The organism is Lactiplantibacillus herbarum (assembly GCF_001039045.1).
GTDB classification, from domain to species: domain Bacteria; phylum Bacillota; class Bacilli; order Lactobacillales; family Lactobacillaceae; genus Lactiplantibacillus; species Lactiplantibacillus herbarum.
In genome coordinates this window covers 1-22,230 of record NZ_LFEE01000023.1, presented here as the reverse complement: position 1 = coordinate 22,230, position 22,230 = coordinate 1, and the positions used below count along the sequence as shown (strand labels likewise).

Below are 22,230 nucleotides of genomic sequence, written 5' to 3'. Positions count from 1 at the left end.
TAAAGAAGGATTGAGTTAATTATGGAAACGAAAGTATTTACGACGACTGAAATCTCAGCCGCGGCTAAGTTACTTAATGAGGGCCAGCTAGTCGCTTTTCCAACCGAAACGGTTTACGGTTTGGGTGCGGACGCAACGAACGTTGATGCGGTTAAGCAAGTTTATTTGGCTAAGGGGCGTCCTAGTGACAACCCACTGATCGTTCACGTTGCTGATGTTGAAACGGTGGAACGCTTTGCTCAGCCACTGTCAGAAGCCGCTAAAAAGTTAATCAAAGCCTTTTGGCCCGGGCCATTGACGATGATTTTTAAGTTGAAACCTGGCGCTTTGGCACCTGAAGTAACTGGTGGCTTGGAAACAGCGGCGTTCCGTAACCCGGATAACGCTGCAACGATCGACTTGATTCGGACGGCGCAAACGCCGATCGTAGGACCTTCTGCTAATACTTCTGGTAAGCCTAGTCCAACAACGGCCCAACACGTCTTACATGATCTTAAGGGGAAGATTGCTGGAATCCTGGATGACGGGGCGACTGAAGTTGGAGTTGAGTCGACCGTTTTGGATCTATCGACGGATCAGCCCGCAATTCTACGGCCAGGTGCAGTGACCGCTGAAGCGATTGAAGCGGTTATTGGAATGCCGGTTCAGACTGAATTACACCATGTGGGGGCAACTGAAGTTCCTAAGGCCCCCGGGATGAAATATAAACACTACGCACCTAATGCGCAGGTTTATATCGTTGATCGTACGGAAGATTGGCCCCAAGCGCTCAAGTGGGCGGCTGAACAAAAGCTTCAAATTGGTGTTATGGCAACGGATCAGATTTTATCGGTTAATCAATTACCAGCAAATTGCGAACGATTTTCACTTGGAAGTGATATTCAATCGGCAAGCCGTGAGCTATTTGCAGGACTGCGCCACTTCGATACGGAGACTGAAATCAAAGATATTTTGTGTCAATCCTTTGAAAACAAAGGACTTGGCGTGGCATACATGAATCGCCTAAATAAATCTGCCGGTCAAACCCATTTTAGTGTATAATGATTGCAATCGGGAAAACCCGAAAGTTGTCACTTGCGAAATGGAGGAGATTTATTCATGAATTACCAAGAACAAGATCCAGAAGTATGGGCTGCGATTAGTAAGGAACAGACACGCCAACAACAGAACATTGAGTTGATCGCATCTGAAAATATTGTCTCTAAAGGTGTACGTGCGGCGCAGGGGAGCGTCCTCACTAACAAGTACTCTGAAGGTTATCCTAGTCACCGCTTTTATGGCGGTAACGAATTTATCGATCAAGTGGAAACGCTGGCGATTGAACGGGCCAAAAAGTTATTTGGCGCCGAATACGCGAACGTTCAACCACATTCAGGGTCACAAGCAAATGCTGCGGCCTACATGGCACTGATTCAACCGGGCGACCGGGTGATGGGGATGTCACTTGATGCTGGGGGACACTTAACCCACGGGGCCAGCGTCAATTTCTCAGGGAAACTCTATGATTTTCAAGGTTACGGTTTGGATCCAGAAACCGAAGAATTGGACTACGATGCAATCTTGGCACAAGCGCAAGCGTTCCAGCCAAAGCTGATCGTGGCTGGTGCATCTGCTTATAGTCGGACGATCGACTTCGCAAAGTTCCGTGAAATTGCGGATACAGTTGGGGCCTTATTGATGGTTGATATGGCGCACATCGCTGGTTTAGTTGCAGCGGGCTTACATCCAAACCCAGTCCCATATGCCGACGTGGTAACCACGACGACGCATAAAACGTTACGTGGCCCACGTGGTGGGATGATCTTAGCCAAGGAACAATATAGTAAGAAGATTAACTCAGCCGTTTTCCCTGGCAATCAGGGTGGTCCACTGGATCACGTGATTGCGGGTAAGGCGATTGCACTAGGTGAAGATCTCCAACCTGAATTTAAGGTTTACGCGCAACGCGTCATCGACAATGCCAAGGCGATGGCTAAGGTCTTTAAAGAATCAGACCTTGTCCGTGTAATCTCTGGTGGCACTGACAATCACTTGTTGACGATTGAAGTAACCAAGTCTGGTTTAAATGGTCGTCAAGTGCAGGACTTATTAGATACGGTCAATATTACGGTTAATAAGGAAGCTATTCCAAACGAGACCTTGGGCGCGTTTAAAACGTCTGGGATTCGTTTAGGGACACCTGCAATTACAACTCGTGGATTTAATGAAGCGGATGCGGCGACGGTTGCTGAGTTGATTTTGAAAACGTTACAAGCGCCGACAGATCAAGCTAACTTGGCTGACGTTAAGCAACGTGCATTGGCATTAACTGCGCAACATCCGATCGATGTTGATTAAGTAATTAATATCGGGTCTGGTTTTTTCTCTCTAAATTAGCTACAATAGAAAGAAATCACTAAGGAGTGTGCGTAGCGACATGGGTAAGTTTGAGGTTTTGAATCATCCGCTCATTCAACATAAGTTAACGATTATTCGGGAAAAAGATTGTGGGACTAAGGTCTTTCGGGAAATGGTCAACGAAATTGCAACGTTAATGGCTTACGAAGTTTCACGGGATATGCCGTTAGAGGACATTGACATTGAAACGCCGGTCGCTAAATCAACGCAGAAGACGTTGGCTGGTAAAAAGGTAGCTATCGTGCCAATCTTACGAGCTGGACTTGGTATGGTTGACGGGTTTCTTAATATGATTCCCGCAGCTAAAGTTGGGCACGTGGGGATGTATCGCGATGAAAAGACCTTAAAACCGGTCGAATATTTCGTTAAGTTACCAAGTGACATTTCACAACGGCAGTTATTTGTTGTTGATCCAATGTTAGCCACTGGTGGTTCAGCTATCATGGCAATGGATATGTTGAAGAAGCGCGGCGCAAGTAACATTAAGTTTATGTGTTTAGTTGCTGCTCCAGAAGGTGTTAAAGCACTCCGTGAAGCACATCCAGATATTGATATTTACACGGCTGCATTGGATGATCATCTTAACGAAGATGGTTATATCGTTCCAGGTTTGGGCGATGCCGGTGACCGGTTATTTGGGACCAAGTAAGTTAGACATTTTAAGGAGCGGCGACGATGTTATGATCGTAACGCTACTTTTTTTGTTGGCCTGATTTTAAGGGAACTGAACTTTTTTTCTTCTATAATTATTAATAAGTAATTTGGGATCTGCCGATGTATTCAGAATTTTAGCAGGCGTTGTTAAACTGATGACAACAGGAAATGTGCGACTGAAATGGTCACTTTAACTGATATCATGTGACTGTTAAGACTTTTGTTAATGATAAATGATTACTTATTAATAGAGGCCTTTAGGATTGTCACCATACTGTTAATTAGATTGAACGTTATATTGACAATCCGAGTTGGCACGAGTAAACTAGTTGCAATTGAACAGTTCCTTTAATTTAGCTCAGAGAGGCTGAAAAGGATGAACGTGCACGCAACCCCATACCGGGAAGGTGTAATTTCAGACAGTCTGGCCGCTTTGAGTGGTGGACTGTCTTTTCTTTTGCAGTCATTTATTAAATAACCTAAAAGGGGTGCGCTATGGCAAAAAAAGCGGCGTTTCATAATGACGATGTCGTGTTAGACATTCATGACCGACCAAAACTAGGGAGTTGGCTGGGATTATCAATCCAACATTTATTCTCCATGTTTGGGTCGACCGTGTTAGTGCCAATCTTAGTTGGTCTGAATCCAGGGATTGCGCTATTCAGTTCCGGGGTCGGGACGTTAATGTACATTCTGATTACGCGGGGCAAGATTCCAGCGTATATGGGATCAAGCTTCTCGTTCATCGTGGTCATGCAATCATTGATGAAGACGGCGGGATACCCAGCCATCGCACAGGGGACCGTAGCAGTCGGCTGTGTGTACTTGTTGGTTAGTCTGTTAGTGACGCTGATTGGCTCTGATTGGATCGATAAGGCGTTGCCACCGATCGTCGTTGGTCCAATTGTCATGGTGATTGGACTGTCCTTAGCGGGCACCGCAGCTAAGGATGCGACCATGAATGGGAATACCTATGATTTGAAGTATTTCATTGTCGCCATCGCCACGATGCTACTGACTGTGATCTTTAACATGTATTTGCGGGGCTTTATGAGCTTAGTGCCAATCCTACTGGGAATCGTTTGTGGCTATATCATTGCGGTTATTGCGGGGATCGTGGACTTCAGTACGGTTGAAAAAGCACCGTGGTTTGCCATGCCAGCCTTTCAGATTCCTTTCATCAGTTACCATCCGGGTATTTATTGGGGCGCTATCTTAAGTATGGCACCGATTGCCTTTGTGACCATGTCAGAACACATGGGGCATATTATGGTGTTAAACAAATTAACCAAGCGTAATTTCTTCAAGGATCCAGGCTTGAGCCATACCTTGGCTGGTGATGGGACTGCTTCGATCATTGCTGGGTTCGTTGGTGGGCCTCCCGTGACCTCTTATGGTGAAAATATTGGCGTTTTAGCGATTACGCGGGTTCACAGTATTTATGTACTGGGTGGCGCGGCCTTCTTTGCAATTGTTTTCAGTTTTGTTGGCAAATTATCGGCATTGATTGAAAGTATTCCTTCACCAGTCATTGGTGGAGTCAGTTTCTTGCTCTTTGGGGTGATTGCGTCAAGCGGGATGCGAATCTTGATTGATAATCAAGTGGACTTTAATCAAAAACGTAATTTAATGATTGCGTCAGCAGTGCTGGTTATTGGAATTGGGAATGCTTACTTACAATTGGGTAGTTTCCAATTCAGTGGTCTAGCTGTAGCGACTGTTCTAGGGATTGCGATGAACTTAATCCTGCCAAAGGTAGCGGTTAATGAGAAGTAAGCGGAACCATAATGTTATCATAAATGAAAAATAGTATCACCAATTGAAAATCCAATGGTATGAAAGCAAAATGAAAGCTTGGTATCGTTGGATTTTTCTGTTATGGAGAAATATTGAAATTGTTTTGAATTTTTTTGGTGGTGGTGGTATCATAACCTTTGTATTTTGATTAGGGGTAACTCTAATCTACCATTTCGGGTTACGATAAAATTGACGTTGCTAGACTCAAAGGTTAAGGTTATCGTGGCACCGAAATTAAAGGAAAGAGGTGATATTCAGTGGGTGATCCAGTTCCTACAGTCAAATTCCTTGGACTTACGTTTAATATCGCAAATGACCTCTCAGTATTACTGACTTGTCTGATAGTGTTCTTAGCAGTATTTTTCCTATCGCGACATATAGCAATGAAGCCCAAGGGTGGACAAAATGTGCTGGAGTGGCTCATCGAGTTCACGAATGGCATTGTCAAAGGTTCGATTAAGGGAAATGACGCTTCGCATTTCGGTTTGTACGCGTTTACGCTATTTCTTTTCATTTTCATCGCTAACCAACTTGGGTTGTTTATTCATATCCAAGTCGGTGAGTATACGTACGTTAAAAGTCCAACCGCAGATCCGATTGTCACTTTGACGTTATCGTTTATGTCCGTTGCATTAGCACATGCTGCTGGTGTACAGAAGAAGGGTATGAAAGGGTATTTGAAAGAATACACGCAACCCTTCGCTGTCTTTTCGGTCATTAACATCTTTGAACAATTTACCGACTTCCTAACCTTAGGGCTCCGGTTGTTCGGGAATATTTTTGCCGGTGAAATGCTGTTAGTCAAAGTTGCCGATTTAGCTAAGAGTAACGGATGGTTTGGATATGTTTATTCATTCCCAATCGAACTCTTATGGCAAGGTTTCTCAGTGTTTATCGGGAGTATTCAAGCGTTCGTGTTCGTAACCTTGACTTCGGTATATATTTCTCAAAAGGTCAACGATGAGGAATAATTTCTAGTTTTTTAATTTTAAGGAGGATACACAGATTATGGGAGCAATTGCTGCAGGTATTGCTATGTTTGGTGCCGCTTTAGGTGCTGGTATTGGTAACGGATTGGTTATTTCTAAGATGCTTGAAGGTATGGCCCGTCAGCCAGAATTATCTGGTCAATTACGGACTAACATGTTTATCGGTGTTGGGTTAATTGAATCAATGCCTATCATTTCCTTCGTTGTTGCTTTAATGGTTATGAACAAGTAATCATTGGTCAACGAGTTCATTTTATGAAAATGAAAGAAGGAGGTGTCATTAGATGCTCTCGCATTTAATTATCGGTGCATCCGGTCTATACCTTGGTGACATGTTGTTTGTCGGTATTTGTTTCATCGTCTTGATGGCGTTGATTGCGTCCGTTGCGTGGAATCCCGTTGTGAAAATGATGAGTGACCGTGCGGACAAGATTGCCAACGATATTGACTCAGCACAGAAGTCTCGCTTAGAAGCGAGCGACTTAGCTGATCAACGTCGCGATGCCTTATCACACTCACACGCAGAAGCCAGCGATATTGTGGCTGATGCTAAGCAGAGTGGTGAGAAGCAACGTGCAACGATCGTTTCTGACGCACAAAACGAAGCAGCACAGTACAAGCAAAATGCGCGTAAAGATATTGAACAGGAGCGTCAAGATGCCTTGAAGAACGTCCAATCTGACGTCGCTGATATTTCCGTTGCTATTGCAACGAAGATTATCAAAAAACAGTTGGATCCGGAAGGTCAACAGGCATTAATTAATTCCTATATTGAAGGGTTGGGAAAGCATGAGTCTTGATAATCTTACGATTGCAAACCGTTATTCAAAGGCACTCTTTGAACTTGCAATTGAAAAAGATCAGACCGAAGCATTCCTGACTGAGTTACAGCAATTACGGCAAGTCTTTGTCGACAATCCGCAATTGGCAGAGGTCCTTTCAGGATCATTGCTTTCGGTTGATCAAAAGCAGACAACGTTGTCAACTTTGACTGACCATGCTTCAGAATACATTAAAAACTTTATTCAGATGTTGTATGATTACGGCCGCATGTCTAACTTAGTTGACATTGTTGACGTATTTGAACAACGTTATGATGAGAGTCACAAGATAGTGCATGCCGAAGTAACGTCTGCGGTCAAGTTGTCAGATGAACAAGCTGATGCGATTGCTAAGGCGTTTGCTGAACGTGTTGGCGCTGACCAAGTTGTTTTATCACGTAAAGTTGATGAAGCAATCATGGGTGGCGTAATTGTGAAGTCAAATAATCAAACGTTTGATGGCAGCGTTGCGTTACAATTAATGAATTTAAAACGAGCACTCATCAACAACAATTAGTTAACGAAGAGGTGAAACTTTTATGAGCATTAAATCTGAAGAAATCAGTGCTCTAATTAAACAACAATTAGAGAGTTACCAAACTGAACTCTCAGTCGCTGAAACCGGTACTGTCACCTATGTTGGTGATGGGATCGCCCGTGCCCACGGACTCGATAATGCCTTACAAGGTGAATTACTCGAATTTAGTAATGGCGTTTACGGGATGGTACAAAACCTTGAAAGTAACGATGTTGGTATCGTTATCTTAGGGGACTTTGATGGTATTCGTGAAGGCGATACTGTTAAACGGACTGGCCGTATCATGGAAGTTCCTGTAGGGGAAGCCATGATTGGACGGGTCGTTAACGCATTGGGTCAACCAGTCGACGGCTTAGGTGAAATCAAGACCACGAATACGCGGCCAATTGAACACAAAGCTCCTGGTATTATGCAACGTAAATCAGTTGACGAACCACTTCAAACTGGGATCAAGGCCATTGATGCCTTAGTTCCAATTGGTCGTGGCCAACGTGAATTGATTATCGGTGACCGTAAGACTGGGAAGACTTCTGTTGCCATTGATGCTATTTTGAACCAAAAAGACCAAGACATGATTTGTGTCTACGTTGCTATTGGTCAAAAAGATTCAACGGTGCGTGCTCAAGTTGAAACGCTTAAGCGATTAGGCGCAATGGATTACACGATCGTCGTTACTGCCGGTCCTGCTGAACCAGCACCATTGCTTTACTTAGCACCTTATGCTGGGGCTGCAATGGGTGAAGAATTCATGGCAAACGGCAAGCACGTTTTGATCGTCTATGATGACCTTTCAAAACAAGCTACGGCTTACCGTGAACTCTCATTGATCCTTCGTCGTCCTCCAGGTCGTGAAGCTTATCCTGGGGATGTTTTCTACTTACATTCACGTTTACTTGAACGTGCTGCTAAGTTGAATGATGAATTGGGTGGTGGTTCAATGACTGCCTTACCAATCATCGAAACCCAAGCTGGGGATATTTCAGCCTACATTCCAACCAACGTTATTTCCATCACCGATGGTCAAATCTTCTTGGATAGCGATTCATTCTATTCAGGTGTTCGTCCAGCGATTGATGCCGGGGCTTCTGTTTCTCGGGTTGGTGGGGATGCTCAAATCAAGGCTATGAAGTCTGTTGCCGGGACGTTACGTCTTGACTTGGCTTCATACCGTGAATTGGAATCATTCTCACAATTCGGTTCTGACTTAGATGCTGCAACGCAAGCTAAGTTAAATCGTGGGGAACGCATCGTTGAAGTCTTGAAACAACCTGTTCATTCACCATTAAAGGTCGAAGAACAAGTTATGATTCTTTACGCTTTGACGAACGGCTACTTGGATAAAGTTGCTGTTAGCGATATCGCTCGTTTCCAAAATGAATTATTTGAATTCGTTCGTGCTAGCCATCAAGAATTATTTGATACGATTCTGTCAACTAAGAAGTTGCCAGCTACCGATCAAATGAATGGTGCATTGGACGCATTCTCAGAGCAGTTCCAGCCAACCGCTGCCGCTGCTGAATAGTTATGGCTGAAAAGGATGGTGAGTAGTGCATGGCAGAATCATTAATGGATGTCAAGCGCCGAATTGACTCAACGAAGAAGACTCATCAGATTACGTCCGCAATGCAAATGGTTTCGACTTCTAAGTTGAACCAGATTCAAAAGCATACGAAAACGTATCAGGTGTACGCTTCTAAAGTTGAAAGCATCGTTTCACATCTTGCCAAAGCTCATCTGATGTCAGCAAGTGCGGGCGTTGCGAACAGTAATTCAAATACCATTTCGGTAAGCGAATTATTGGCACAGCGTCCCGTTAAAAAGACTGGTTTATTGGTCATTACTTCGGATCGAGGACTCGTTGGGAGCTACAACAGTAGCGTTTTGAAACAAACCAATGACTTCATGCGGACCCACAAGTTAGATGCCGATAACGCAGTCGTTTTGGCGGTTGGTGGCACTGGTGCGGACTTCTATAAACGGAATGGGTTAAACGTGGCCTATGAATACCGCGGCGTTTCTGACGTCCCAACCTTTACAGAAGTTCGTGAAATCGTTAAGACAGTCACTTCGATGTACCATAACGAAGTCTTTGATGAACTTTACGTGTTCTACAATCACTTTATCAACCGGCTTTCTTCCGGTTTCCGGTCAGTTAAAATGCTACCGATCTCCGAAGAAACCTTTGAACAGAGCGAAGTAGATAATCGTAAGGCCAAAGATAGCCGGGTCGAGGTCGGTCCTGAGTATGAAATGGAACCGTCAGAAGAAGCGATTTTGTCGGCTGTATTGCCACAATACGCTGAAAGCCTGGTCTATGGTGCGATTTTGGATGCTAAGACTGCTGAACACGCTTCGTCGTCTACGGCGATGAAGGCTGCATCAGATAACGCTGGCGATTTAATCGATAAGCTAAATCTAAAATATAACCGCGCACGTCAAGCTGCTATTACCACTGAAATTACTGAAATCACTGGTGGCTTGGTTGCGCAAGAATAACGAAGTGGGAGGAATTAACGACTAATGAGTACAGGTAAAGTTGTACAAGTTATTGGACCCGTTGTCGACGTTGAATTCTCTCTAAACGATAAGTTACCCGATATTAATAACGCCTTGATCATCCAAAAGGACAACGATGATACCTTAACGGTTGAAGTATCGTTGGAATTAGGGGATGGGGTCGTTCGGACTGTCGCAATGGATGGTACGGATGGTTTACGTCGGGGTATGGCAGTTGAAGACACTGGTTCTTCAATCACCGTTCCCGTTGGTAAAGAGACGTTAGGCCGGGTCTTTAATGTTTTGGGAGAAACCATCGATGGTGGTTCAGAATTCGGTCCAGATGCAGAACGTAACCCAATTCACCGGGATGCGCCTAAGTATGATGAATTAACGACCAGTACAGAAGTATTGGAAACTGGGATTAAAGTTATCGACCTCTTAGCACCATATGTTCGTGGTGGTAAGATTGGTTTGTTCGGTGGTGCCGGTGTTGGTAAAACCGTTTTAATTCAAGAATTGATTCATAATATTGCCCAAGAACATAATGGTATTTCTGTGTTTACCGGTGTTGGTGAACGTACACGTGAAGGGAATGACCTTTATTTCGAAATGAAGGAATCCGGCGTGTTAAAGAATACTGCCATGGTTTATGGTCAAATGAACGAACCACCTGGTGCTCGTATGCGGGTTGCCTTGACTGGGTTAACAATTGCGGAATACTTCCGTGATGTTCAGGGTCAAGACGTGCTGTTATTTATCGATAACATCTTCCGGTTTACGCAAGCTGGTTCTGAAGTTTCCGCCTTACTTGGGCGGATTCCTTCAGCCGTTGGTTACCAACCAACTTTAGCTACTGAAATGGGTCAGTTGCAAGAACGGATTACTTCAACTAAGAAGGGTTCCGTTACTTCAATTCAAGCCGTTTATGTGCCTGCCGATGATTATACCGACCCGGCACCCGCAACGACTTTCGCCCATTTGGACGCGACGACCAACTTGGAACGTTCTTTGACTGAACAAGGGATCTACCCAGCCGTTGACCCATTGGCTTCTTCATCAATCGCTTTGGACCCATCAATCGTGGGTGCAGAACACTATGAAGTGGCTACTGAAGTTCAACGGGTCTTGCAACGTTACCGTGAATTGCAAGATATCATTTCGATCTTAGGGATGGACGAATTGTCTGACGATGAAAAGACCACCGTTGCTCGTGCACGGCGGATTCAATTCTTCTTATCACAGAACTTCTTCGTTGCCGAAAACTTTACCGGTCAACCCGGTTCATACGTACCAATCAAGGAAACCATTACTGGTTTTAAAGAAATCCTTGAAGGTAAATATGATGACCTACCAGAAGACGCTTTCCGTCAAGTTGGTAAGATCGAAGACGTCGTCGAAAAAGCGAAAACGATGGTAACTGATTAGGAGGGGTTTACATGGCTGACAATGCAAAATCATTAACCGTTAGCATCGTAACTCCAGACGGTCAGGTCTATGAGAACAAAACACCAATGTTGATCGTTCGTACGATCGACGGTGAACTCGGGATTTTACCGAACCACATCCCAATGGTTGCATCGCTTGCAATTGATGAGGTTCGGATCAAGCAAATGGAAAAGGATCAGGAAGACGATGAAATTGCCGTTAACGGTGGTTTCGTAGAATTCAGCGAAAACGTTGCAACCATTGTGGCGGATAGTGCTGAACGTCAGAATGATATTGACGTTGCGCGAGCTGAAAACGCACGGAAACGTGCCGAAAGCCGCATCCAAGATGCCCAACAAAAGCATGATGATGCTGAGTTGTCGCGTGCGCAAGTTGCCTTACGTCGAGCAATGAACCGCTTGAACGTAGCGCACCATTAATTGAAATAGAATTCTGAAAACACTCACAATTTTTTGTGGGTGTTTTTTTGTGTCTCAATTTGGCCCGACTAGTCAGCATTAATTATATTAAGTCGTAGTGTTGGGCAAGATAAGCGGTCTAATCGTGATGCCCGACTGCAATTCTGGGTGATGAACCGAATAATGACGGGCATAAACTGGTAAAGAAAAGGACTGTAATCGTTTACTTATAAAGCAAATAAAGGCGCTTGTTGGAGGCTGTTTAGATGGGATTAAACAGCTAGCGATAGCTAATTAGTTAACTAATCACAAGTGATAGTTGTTAATATTACGATTGTAACAAAATTGTAAAATGTAATATTTCTAGCGATTGGTTCTATGTTATGATGATTAAGAATCAAAGTAAGATCCGGTACGGTTACTAGCACTAGTTGCTAGTAGTACTGGAATCTGCTGCGATGGTTTAAGTGTATTTGGATTGCTTATTGGATAACCTGTGTAAAAGTTATTGGGGTATTCATAATCGGCATCATCCAGGCTGAGTGACGGCCTGGTTAATTATTGCTTAGCTTATTAAAGTGTTAACGCAATCCGAAATCTTACGTAACTTGTTTTGGTCATAATCGTTTGGTGATGGAGGGTTTATCCATGGAGGAAATTGTAGTTCATGGCGGTCAACGTTTGACAGGAAATGTTCATATTGAGGGCGCTAAAAATGCAGTATTGCCAATTCTAGCAGCAGGTTTGCTAGCTAGTTCAGGGCACACGCATTTATCCAATGTACCAGTTCTATCAGATGTATTCACAATGAATAATGTACTTAGATTTTTAAATACTAAAATTGATTTTGATGAAATCAATAAGACCGTTGATATTGATGCTAGTCAAGAGTTATCTGCAGAAGCACCGTTCCAATACGTTTCTAAGATGCGGGCGTCAATCGTTGTCATGGGACCACTACTAGCACGGCTTGGACATGCTAAAGTTGCAATGCCCGGTGGTTGTGCGATTGGGTCACGACCGATTGATTTACATTTGAAGGGCCTCAGTGCACTGGGGGCGACCATCGAGCGTCATGATGGTTACGTTGAGGCTACTGCCCAGCGGTTGCACGGTGCGGTCATCAACTTAGATTTTCCTAGCGTTGGTGCCACCCAGAATATCATGATGGCAGCTACCTTGGCAGAAGGCGAGACCACGATGCAAAACGTGGCGCGCGAACCAGAGATTGTTGATTTAGCCAATATTTTGAATAAAATGGGTGCTAAGGTCACGGGTGCTGGAACCGAAACGATTCGGATCGAAGGGGTTACGGCCATGCATGGTTGTGATCACAGTATCGTTCAGGATCGGATCGAAGCTGGAACGTTCATGGTTGCCGCTGCGGTGACGCAGGGGAATGTCTTGATTAAAGACGCTATTGCGGAGCACAACCAGCCATTGATCGCTAAAATGCGCGAAATGGGCGTTACGGTTACTGAAGAATCTGCTGGTATTCGGGTGATTGGACCTAAGCACTTGAAACCAACCTCGGTTAAGACGTTACCACACCCTGGATTCCCAACGGATATGCAACCACAAATGACGATTATGCAATTGTGTGCGGAGGGGACGAGTGTTTTAACCGAAACGGTATTTGAAAACCGCTTCATGCACTTGGATGAATTACGGCGGATGAATGCTGATTTTAAGGTTGAAGGTCGTTCCGTGATCATGTACGGGCCAACTGATTTCAACGGTGCTCAGGTAGCGGCAACCGACTTACGAGCTGCTGCTGCGTTAGTTATCGCTGGCTTAATTAGTCACGGCTATACTGAAGTGACTAATTTGAAATATCTCGATCGCGGCTACTTTAATTTCCATGGTAAGTTGGCCAAATTGGGTGCGGAGATTAAACGGATTAACGTGCCAGACGCGGCCGTTTACGCTGTAAAACCTGATTTTGCTAACGAAGCTGCTGAATAATCATAAATAATTGCTTACAAAACCTTCAAAGTGCGATAAACTCGTGTTTGAAGGCTTTTTTTATACAAGCGGGTATAAAAGCCGAATAAAGTTGCCGAATAAAGGTACGGAATAACGACCTTGCGGCTATTAAGGTTTAAAATTTAAAAATCAGTGGCTTTGATGCCAAACGCTGAATCATTCAGGAGGATATACGATGTTTATTAACATTATTGACAAGCACATTTCATTAAAACCAACTGAAGTGGCAGATGCTGAACCACTTTTTGATCTAATTGATCAAAACCGTGTTCATCTGCAACCATGGATGCCATGGGTAGATGGGACTAGAACAGTCGCAGACGAACGACAGTTTATTGAATCCGTCTTAACCAAGCAAGCTCGCGGTGAGATGTTTATTACGACCATCGTTGTGGATGGTGAGGTTGCTGGGATGATCGATATTCATAATATCAATTCAGTCAACCATCATGGTGAGATTGGTTACTGGTTAGGCCAAGCTTTTGTCGGTCACGGTGTGATGACTAAATCGCTGGAACGTTTGGAAGAGATTGCATTTACTGAATTAGACTTGCACAAAGTAGCGCTTGGCGCTGACGTGGCGAACCTTGCTAGTCGGGCCGTCGCTGAACGTCGTCAATATCGCTTAGATGCAACCTTACCAGAAAATATTTTGGTCAATGGTGAGTATCGTGATGAGGCCATCTATTCGCTAACGGTGGATGAGTGGTCAAAACGGCGCGACGACTAACTCGCTAGTCACCAGCCAACCCTAACATAGCCTAAGCGGTGATGTTAGGGTTGGCGTTAGTTCTCATCAACTAGTGAGTATGGTATAATGATTAGTCGTATAATTGTATGTTTGAGAGGAGCAAAAACATGGCTTTAGATATTGGTATTGACTTGGGTACTGCCAATGTTTTGATTTACGTATCAGGGAAGGGTATCGTGTTGAACGAACCATCCGTTGTTGCCATTGATACGAACACGAATCAAGTCTTGGCAGTTGGATCCGAAGCCTATCAAATGGTTGGGAAAACACCTAGCAATATTCGGGCAATTCGGCCGTTAAAAGACGGGGTAATCTCTGATTTTGACGTCACCGAAGAAATGCTGTCGTATTTTATCAAAAAATTAAACGTTCGCGGAATCATGTCACGACCAAGTATCATGATTTGTACGCCAACGAATACAACTGAAATTGAACGTAAAGCAATCTTACAAGCTGCCGAAAAATCTGGCGGTAGTAAGGTCTACTTAGAAGTTGAACCTAAAGTTGCTGCCATTGGTGCTGGAATGGATATCTTCCAGCCTCGCGGTAACATGGTCATCGATATTGGTGGTGGGACTAGTGATATTGCTGTCTTATCATTAGGGGACATCGTAGCTAGCAGTTCATTACGGATGGCTGGCGATCGCATGAACCAAGATATTGCTAACTATGTTAAGGATCAACATCACCTATTAATCGGTGAACGTAGTGCTGAAAAGGTTAAGATTGAAATCGCGCAAGTCTTCAAACAAGAAGGCGAAGACGATAAGGTCACTCAGGTACGTGGACGTGATACCGTTACCGGTATGCCTCGCTCACTTGACATTGACTCTAACCAAGTTGAAGAAGCAATCCATGAAACTTTGATGCAGATCGTTAACACGGCGCATCACGTGATGGAAACCTTACCACCAGAAATTGCCGCTGATATTATTGATCGCGGGATTACCTTAACTGGTGGTGGCGCACTTCTCAGTGGTTTAGATCAATTGATCAGTGAGAACTTACGTGTACCCGTCATGGTTGCTGAGCATCCACTCAACAACGTGGCTCAGGGTGCCGGAATCTTGCTGGAACACATGCAAGCTACCACGAAGAAGAACAAGTAATTAACCATGCGACGGTTATTGATTAAAGGCGTTCGTTTTTATCAGCGTGCTTTTTCAGCATTTAGCCCGGCGCATTGTCGTTACTATCCAACCTGTTCAACGTATACCATTGATGCAATTGATCACTTTGGCGCGTTGAAGGGAAGCTTGATGGGGATTGCGAGGATTCTGCGGTGTCAGCCTTTTGTAAAAGGCGGTTTTGACCCCGTACCCACGCATTTTTCATTACGCCGTAATCCGCAATTTAAGGAGGAAGTAACCCGTGTCAAAAAAAGATAAGGCTATTTCAGTTGCGTTAAATGAAACTAAAGTCAACGGTCAAACCGTGACGGAAGTTCTCATTGGCAAACAGGTGATTGGTCAGGTCACTCAAATCGAAGAACGTTTTGAAGCAGAGATGGCTAGTGCCAACAAACCGTTTGCTCGTACGAAATCTTTTGATGAAAGCTTACAAGAAATCTTGTCTGCTTACCATCTTCATAAAGGCTAATTTTTAGTAAACCTTCAACCTGGTTCCGAGAATTCGGCACCAGGTTGTTGTATAATGTGAGTTATCTTTAGAGATAAAAAATTATGAAGTGTCAGCGTTGGTGGTGATGATTTAGATGTAAGCATCTGATGATCGTCGCTGACCAGTATAGGTTAGGAGCGTTATTTGTGGCAGAAGAATCTAGACTCCGAGGTCAAGACGAGGATTCAAGAATTGACTGGGGTATCATATTTTCGGTGATGATGCTGGGATTGATCGGGTTAGCCTCGATTTACGTTGCTGCGGTGCACGATTCTAGTTCAGTAAACGTCACTAAGCAAGTGATCTCACAAGTGATGTGGTTTGTCATTGGGACGGCTTTGGCCGTTATTATTATGCAGTTTGACTCTGAGCAGCTGTGGCGAGTCGCACCGATTGCTTATTGGTTTGGGATCTTCCTACTGGCGGCAGTGCTATTACTCTATAGTCGTTCGCTGTATGACAGTACCGGTGCCAAAAGTTGGTTTGCGATTGGATCGTTAACGTTGCAACCGTCAGAAGTTATGAAGCCGGCCTTTATCCTGATGATGGGACGGGTCGTCACGATGCATAATACGGAGAATCCAGCGCATACCACAGCTGGAGATTGGCAATTGATCGGTAAGCTAGTTGCTTATACGGTTCCAGTTGCGATCCTGCTGAAGTTACAGAATGACTTTGGGACGATGTTAGTGTTCTTTGCAATGGTAGGTGGTGTGATTCTGGTTTCTGGGATTTCATGGCGGTTGTTGGCACCTACCTTTGGGGTTGTCTTTGCAATTGCTGGGACAGCGTTGTATTTAGTGATCTCAAACAGTGGTCGGCATATTCTTGAAGCAATTGGGTTTAAGCAGTACCAATTTGCACGAATCGATACGTGGTTGAACCCATCGACCGATACGTCGAACAATGCCTACCAAGTCTGGCAGAGTATGAAGGCGATTGGTTCTGGTCAGATTACTGGACGTGGTTTTAACGTGTCACACGTCACCGTGCCCGTTCGAGAATCAGATATGATTTTCTCAGTTATTGGTGAAAACTTTGGTTTTGTCGGTTGTGCGGTCGTTATTTTGCTGTACTTCCTACTGATTTACCAAATGATTCGGGTCACTTTTGATACGAAGAATGAATTTTATGCTTATATTTCAACCGGGGTTATCATGATGATTCTATTCCACGTGTTTGAAAATATTGGGATGAGTATTGGGTTATTACCAATGACTGGGATTCCATTGCCATTTATTAGCCAAGGGGGTTCGGCCCTGATTGCGAATATGGCTGGGATCGGGTTAATGATGTCCATGCGGTATCATTACAAGTCATACATGTTCAGCCGTAACGATCGGTTTGAATAACGAATTTAATGAGAAAGTAGGGTGTTAAGATGAGTGAAGATGCAACTTATTTTTGGACTAAGGATGTAGATGGTCATACCCGCTTAGGCTTAACTAAAGCGGCTCATGATGCGTTGGGCGAAGTAAAATACGTCGAATTACCAACCATTGGTGACAAGGTTAGTCAGAATGAAGCCTTTTTAAGCGTTGAAGCCACCAAAGCAGTCTCAGAATTCAACTGCCCAATTAATGGGACGGTCGTTGCCGTTAATCCCGCTTTGAAAGAAAACTTTGAGGCACTCAACAGCCTAGAAGACGGGGTTGCTTGGTTAATCGACGTGGACTAATCGTCAGTCCTTGACAATTAGTTGGATGCTCGGTATACTCGTTACATTAACAATTGATTAAAAAAATTATCATTTTGAAAAGATGAGTACGTGGTTACGATTACGCAGAGAGTTCCTGGTTGGTGAAAGGGAATTGATCGTGAAACAGAAGATGGTCTTGAAGTAATGAAATTCAGTGAGCTTTAGGTAAGCTGAGTTTGGGTCGCACCCATTATCATGCGGAGTTCATAGTAACTCTTGAGACAATCAGTGTGAACTGGTTGTGAAGATGGGTGGTACCGCGAGACTAAGCTTCTCGTCCTGTTGATGATTATTTTATAATTATCCACAGGACGGGAAGCTTTTTTTGATGCGTAAGGAGGAATTGAATTGATTGAATTTAAAGATGTGACCAAGACCTTTGATGCTAAACAGGGTGCAGTTCATGCGGTCCAAGATGTTAATCTAAAGATCGAAGATGGCCATATTTACGGTATTGTTGGCTATTCAGGTGCCGGTAAGAGTACGTTGGTCCGAATGCTGAACGGTTTGGAAACGCCAACGAGTGGTTCGGTAGTTATCGATGACGTGGATATCACCGCGTTGAGTGGTGCTAAGTTACGGGATCAACGACAAAAGATCGGGATGATCTTCCAACATTTCAACTTATTATGGTCACGGACCGTTTTAGAAAACATCATGTTTCCACTTGAAATTGCGGGTAAGTCAAAATCCGAGGCTCGTGAAAAAGCCAAGCATCTCGCCGAGTTAGTTGGCCTGGATGGACGTGAAACGGCGTATCCATCTGAACTATCTGGTGGACAAAAGCAGCGGGTCGGGATTGCACGGGCGTTAGCCAACGATCCACAGATTCTATTATCTGATGAAGCCACTAGCGCGTTGGATCCACAGACAACGGATGAGGTTCTGGATTTACTATTATCCATTAACCAGAAGTTACATTTGACGATTATCCTGATCACTCATGAAATGCACGTTATTCGTAAGATTGCGGATCACGTGGCAGTTATGGAAGCTGGGACGATCGTTGAACAGGGACCAGTGCTAGAAGTCTTCAAACGGCCACAACAGGCAGTTACGAAGCGCTTCGTTAACGAGGAAGTTACACCATCATTAACGGATACTACGGTGGTTGTCGATCAGTTATTGACCAAGTATCCTAAGGGCACAATCGTTAAGCTGACCTTCCACGGCGATCAAGCGCAGTTACCGATTGTTTCGGAAATGCTACGTCAGTACCCACTAGATTTGAACATTATTGAAGGTGGGATTCACCAAACTCAAGAAGGTGCAATCGGTTCGCTATACCTACAATTAACGGGTGACGCTGATCAGATTAAGGGCGCTCTTGCGTACCTACAAAAGATGCGGGTTGAAACGGAGGTCTTAAATCGTGAATAGTCAGGGATTAGGTTCATATTTTGATTTCTCAAACGTTGATTGGAATAACATGTTGACAGCTACGTGGGAAACGTTTTGGCTAACAATCGTTTCAATGATCGTGGTGGCGGTCTTAGGAATCGCCCTAGGGTTGTTGCTTTATGAGACGACTAATAGTGAAAATCTATTAGCCAAGGCCTTAAATTGGATTGTGGCGCTGTTTGTTAACGTGTTCCGGTCAATTCCATTTATCATTTTAATTGTGCTATTATTACCAGTTACGTCTAAGCTGGTAGGGACGATTATCGGACCACGGGCGGCGTTACCATCATTGATCATCTCGGCCGCACCATTCTATGCCCGGATGGTTGAACTAGCTTTTCACGAATTGGATCATGGGGTCATCGAAGCTGCTGAATCAATGGGCGCAACTCGCTGGCAGATCATTCGTAAGGTCTTGTTACCAGAAAGTATGCCAGCATTGGTATCTGGAATCACCGTTACCACGATTTCACTGATTGGTTATACCGCGATGGCCGGTGCGATCGGTGCTGGTGGCTTGGGTAACTTAGCCTACCAAGATGGGTTCCAGTCAAATAACAATGCGATCACGTTAGTCGCAACGGTGATTATCGTTCTGATCGTGTTTGTCTTCCAGTTTATCGGGGATTTGGCCGTTCGTCGTATCGACAAGCGGGCTTAATTTAATAAGTAAAAAAGTCATAGGAGGGAATTAGTTATGCAAAAAAAGCGAATTTTAGGGTTATTAGCAGTGGCAGCCACCGCGTTCTTATTAGTGGGTTGTGGTAAGTCTTCTTCAAGTAAAACAACGACAATTACGGTAGGGGCTTCCGCCGTACCGCACGCTGAAATTTTGAAGCACATTCAGCCAGAATTGAAAAAGGAAGGCGTTAACTTGAAAATCAAAGTCTTCCAAGATTACGTACTCCCTAACAAGGCGCTAGCATCTAAGGAACTCGATGCCAATTATTTCCAACACGTCCCATTCTTAAATAACTGGAACAAAGAAAATAACGGCACCTTAGTTTCAGCCGGTAAAGTCCATTTGGAACCAATCGGTGTTTACTCTAAGAAGGTCAAGAACTTAAAAGACTTAAAGGATGGCGCTACCGTCTTAGTCAGCAGCAACGTTGCCGACTATGGCCGGGTATTAACACTCTTTAAGGATGCTGGTCTAATTACGTTGAAGAAGGGGACCGACTTAACGTCAGCAACCTTCAGCGACATCAAGACGAACAAGCGTCACTTGAAGTTCAAGCATTCTTACGAGGCTAAGCTAATGCCTACCTTCTACAAGAATAGCGAAGGTGATGCCGTTGTGATCAATGCCAACTACGCGGTTCAATCAGGTTTGAACCCTAAGAAGGACGCAATTTCACTTGAAAAATCCGACTCACCATACGCGAACATCGTTGCCGTTCGTAAGGGGGATCAGAACAAGCCTGCCATTAAGAAGTTAATGAAGGCCCTCCGTTCTAAGAGTACGCAAAAGTGGATTGAAAAGAAGTACAAGGGTGCGATCATGCCCGTTTCAACCGACTAAACTTGTTATTAATTATTGAAGTCCAGCGTAGTTGCTGGGCTTCTTTTTTTGTTGATAACGTAGATGAAAGTTAATTGTTGGATAGAAAAGTTTAGGTTAGTTTTAACTTTCGCCTCCGGTGGTCCGTACTAGCTCAGCTGTGGGACCGAGTTAAGCCTGAGAAGCGGTCTTAACTCTCGTCTTGATCCTTGGCCTAATTCGCCAATGACCAAGACGTCCGTGGCCTAACTCCGGCAAAAATCACCGGACTAAGGCCACCTTCACAGCACCGCTAGTACGGATCACCTCCGGCTAGGTTGGTTGTTACTTTTTTGACAATCTTTGGTAATTCTAGTGTGATCAAACAATAGTTGGATACTAACTAATAAGTTAGTGATCAAGCTGAATTTAAGCGGAGCTAGCTGGGAAAACGTGCCGTGAAGGTAATCTAAGATGGCGTTCTTGGCCGTCTTAAATTACGGGACGTCTTGGAAGCCTTGAATTTTAGGCTTGCAAGCGAGGACCTAGACCGCACTTTGGCTGGACCCGGTCCCCACGGCACGTTTCCCCGGCTGGCGGAGCGGTGAACTAAGCGCTTCTTTATATCTTTAGAACTTTAAGTAAGAGTCAAACCGTTGTTGTCCCGCTTGACTTTGCAGCGGTTGCAAGGTACGCTTACCAAGTTAAATAAACTACAGATTGGGGTTTGCAGCATGCGTAAATATGGTGTGATCGGGTTAGGGCAGGTCGGAGCGACCGTAGCCTATACATTAGTTCAACAGGGAACCGTCGATGAATTGGTTTTAATTGATAAGAATGAGGCCTTGGCGACAGCCCAAAAACTCGATTTAGACGATGCTTCAGCACGTCTGAGCTCAACCACGAAGATTATTTTAAATGATTATACAGCGTTAGCTGATGCAGAAGTATTGATCATTGCATCGGGTAATATTAAAGCGATTGATATGAACAGTCCTAAGGGGCGTTTTGGTGAGTATGATTCTAACCAAGCAATTGTCCGTGATATTGCACCTAAGATTGTGGCATCTGGTTTTAAGGGGATTCTGATCGACATTATGAATCCATGTGACGTCATGACCGATTACTTGCAACGGATGACTGGTTTTCCTCGTAACCGGGTCTTCGGTACCGGGACGTTCTTGGACACTGCCCGGATGCAAAAATACGTTGGTCAAGCCGTTGGAACGAATGGCAAGAACGTTGCTGGTTATGTTTATGGTGAACACGGTAACTCACAATTTGTTGCCTGGTCAACGGTCAGTGTTAATGGTCAGTCAATTAAGAACTTCCCCAATTTAGACTTAAATCAGTTGGAAGAAGATGCTCGTCAAGGCGCCTTTGCAGTCATGGAAGGTAAGCACTACACCAACTTTGCGATTGCAACGTGTGGCGTGCGTCTTGCTGAAGCAGTCAGTGCTGATGCTCAGTTAGCTTGTCCCGTATCTGCATATGATCCTCAGTTTGGGACCTATGTTGGGATGCCAGCCGTTATTGGTAAAAATGGGGTCGAATCATTGATCCAACTGGAATTAACAGTGGATGAACAAGCCTCATTAACAGCTTCCGCGAAATTCATCAAATCACAAGTTGATGTTTTACCACAAGCTTAGTGCCAGAACTTAATCACAATTATTGAAAGCAACTTAGGGGCTGTGACATAAGTCATAGTCCTTTTTGTATTCTGACTAAAGGTTGAAAGTCCCAAAACAACT

Annotated in this window: 23 protein-coding genes; all 23 read left to right on the top strand. The window is 44.2% G+C overall.

What is annotated here, in order from left to right:
- Positions 1–21: 21 nt before the first annotated feature.
- The 23 genes from ACG95_RS08825 (at position 22) to ACG95_RS08720 (ending at position 22,128) form a co-directional block, all read left to right on the top strand.
- Entirely contained in the window at positions 22–1,041 is a 1,020-nt protein-coding gene (locus ACG95_RS08825; protein WP_048000197.1) for an L-threonylcarbamoyladenylate synthase, read from the top strand.
- A 57-nt stretch (positions 1,042–1,098) separates the two neighbouring features.
- Positions 1,099–2,337: a serine hydroxymethyltransferase gene (gene glyA / locus ACG95_RS08820; protein WP_048000196.1), complete on the top strand. Its 1,239-nt coding sequence runs from the start codon at positions 1,099–1,101 to the stop codon at positions 2,335–2,337.
- A 79-nt stretch (positions 2,338–2,416) separates the two neighbouring features.
- Entirely contained in the window at positions 2,417–3,046 is a 630-nt protein-coding gene (upp, locus tag ACG95_RS08815) for a uracil phosphoribosyltransferase (RefSeq protein ID WP_048000195.1), read from the top strand.
- A gap of 500 nt (positions 3,047–3,546) precedes the next feature.
- Positions 3,547–4,827 carry a uracil-xanthine permease family protein gene (locus ACG95_RS08810; RefSeq protein ID WP_048000194.1) on the top strand — a complete coding sequence of 427 codons (1,281 nt, stop codon included), beginning with the start codon at positions 3,547–3,549 and terminating at the stop codon, positions 4,825–4,827.
- Between the two features lie 278 nt (positions 4,828–5,105).
- Positions 5,106–5,819, top strand: coding sequence for a F0F1 ATP synthase subunit A (gene atpB / locus ACG95_RS08805; RefSeq protein ID WP_048000193.1), 714 nt, complete (start codon positions 5,106–5,108; stop codon positions 5,817–5,819).
- Positions 5,820–5,856: 37 nt separating this feature from the next.
- Positions 5,857–6,069 (top strand): F0F1 ATP synthase subunit C, encoded by a 213-nt coding sequence (gene atpE / locus ACG95_RS08800; RefSeq protein WP_003639224.1) that lies wholly within the window; start codon positions 5,857–5,859, stop codon positions 6,067–6,069.
- Between the two features lie 52 nt (positions 6,070–6,121).
- Entirely contained in the window at positions 6,122–6,637 is a 516-nt protein-coding gene (atpF, locus tag ACG95_RS08795) for a F0F1 ATP synthase subunit B (RefSeq protein WP_048000192.1), read from the top strand.
- On the top strand, positions 6,627–7,175 hold the full coding sequence (atpH, locus tag ACG95_RS08790) for an ATP synthase F1 subunit delta (RefSeq protein ID WP_048000191.1): 549 nt from the start codon (positions 6,627–6,629) through the stop codon (positions 7,173–7,175). Before atpF ends, atpH begins: the two co-directional genes overlap by 11 nt.
- A 22-nt stretch (positions 7,176–7,197) precedes the next feature.
- Positions 7,198–8,718 carry a F0F1 ATP synthase subunit alpha gene (gene atpA / locus ACG95_RS08785; RefSeq protein ID WP_048000190.1) on the top strand — a complete coding sequence of 507 codons (1,521 nt, stop codon included), beginning with the start codon at positions 7,198–7,200 and terminating at the stop codon, positions 8,716–8,718.
- Positions 8,719–8,747: 29 nt separating this feature from the next.
- Complete coding sequence (locus ACG95_RS08780) at positions 8,748–9,692, top strand: F0F1 ATP synthase subunit gamma (protein WP_048000189.1); 945 nt, start codon at positions 8,748–8,750, stop codon at positions 9,690–9,692.
- A gap of 24 nt (positions 9,693–9,716) precedes the next feature.
- Positions 9,717–11,120 (top strand): F0F1 ATP synthase subunit beta, encoded by a 1,404-nt coding sequence (atpD, locus tag ACG95_RS08775; RefSeq protein WP_048000188.1) that lies wholly within the window; start codon positions 9,717–9,719, stop codon positions 11,118–11,120.
- 11 nt (positions 11,121–11,131) lie between these two features.
- Positions 11,132–11,560, top strand: coding sequence for a F0F1 ATP synthase subunit epsilon (locus ACG95_RS08770; RefSeq protein ID WP_048000187.1), 429 nt, complete (start codon positions 11,132–11,134; stop codon positions 11,558–11,560).
- Between the two features lie 627 nt (positions 11,561–12,187).
- Complete coding sequence (gene murA, locus ACG95_RS08765) at positions 12,188–13,504, top strand: UDP-N-acetylglucosamine 1-carboxyvinyltransferase (RefSeq protein WP_048000186.1); 1,317 nt, start codon at positions 12,188–12,190, stop codon at positions 13,502–13,504.
- A gap of 196 nt (positions 13,505–13,700) precedes the next feature.
- Complete coding sequence (locus tag ACG95_RS08760; RefSeq protein ID WP_048000185.1) at positions 13,701–14,255, top strand: GNAT family N-acetyltransferase; 555 nt, start codon at positions 13,701–13,703, stop codon at positions 14,253–14,255.
- Between the two features lie 128 nt (positions 14,256–14,383).
- Complete coding sequence (mreB, locus tag ACG95_RS08755; RefSeq protein ID WP_048000184.1) at positions 14,384–15,385, top strand: rod shape-determining protein; 1,002 nt, start codon at positions 14,384–14,386, stop codon at positions 15,383–15,385.
- A gap of 6 nt (positions 15,386–15,391) precedes the next feature.
- The gene (gene yidD, locus ACG95_RS14220; RefSeq protein ID WP_082137344.1) at positions 15,392–15,664 is read left to right on the top strand and encodes a membrane protein insertion efficiency factor YidD; all 273 of its coding nucleotides are present in this window, start codon (positions 15,392–15,394) and stop codon (positions 15,662–15,664) included.
- Positions 15,648–15,875, top strand: coding sequence for a DUF2969 domain-containing protein (locus ACG95_RS08750; RefSeq protein WP_048000183.1), 228 nt, complete (start codon positions 15,648–15,650; stop codon positions 15,873–15,875). Before yidD ends, ACG95_RS08750 begins: the two co-directional genes overlap by 17 nt.
- A gap of 167 nt (positions 15,876–16,042) precedes the next feature.
- Positions 16,043–17,248, top strand: coding sequence for an FtsW/RodA/SpoVE family cell cycle protein (locus tag ACG95_RS08745; protein ID WP_048000182.1), 1,206 nt, complete (start codon positions 16,043–16,045; stop codon positions 17,246–17,248).
- Between the two features lie 29 nt (positions 17,249–17,277).
- Complete coding sequence (locus tag ACG95_RS08740) at positions 17,278–17,574, top strand: glycine cleavage system H family protein (RefSeq protein ID WP_048000181.1); 297 nt, start codon at positions 17,278–17,280, stop codon at positions 17,572–17,574.
- 369 nt (positions 17,575–17,943) lie between these two features.
- Positions 17,944–18,975: a methionine ABC transporter ATP-binding protein gene (locus ACG95_RS08735; protein WP_048000180.1), complete on the top strand. Its 1,032-nt coding sequence runs from the start codon at positions 17,944–17,946 to the stop codon at positions 18,973–18,975.
- Positions 18,968–19,657, top strand: a complete 690-nt coding sequence (locus ACG95_RS08730; RefSeq protein ID WP_048000179.1) for a methionine ABC transporter permease — start codon at positions 18,968–18,970, stop codon at positions 19,655–19,657. The genes ACG95_RS08735 and ACG95_RS08730 overlap by 8 nt, the downstream gene beginning before the upstream one ends.
- 36 nt (positions 19,658–19,693) lie before the next feature.
- Positions 19,694–20,518, top strand: a complete 825-nt coding sequence (locus ACG95_RS08725; RefSeq protein ID WP_048000178.1) for a MetQ/NlpA family ABC transporter substrate-binding protein — start codon at positions 19,694–19,696, stop codon at positions 20,516–20,518.
- Between the two features lie 692 nt (positions 20,519–21,210).
- On the top strand, positions 21,211–22,128 hold the full coding sequence (locus ACG95_RS08720) for an L-lactate dehydrogenase (RefSeq protein ID WP_048000177.1): 918 nt from the start codon (positions 21,211–21,213) through the stop codon (positions 22,126–22,128).
- Positions 22,129–22,230: the final 102 nt, after the last annotated feature.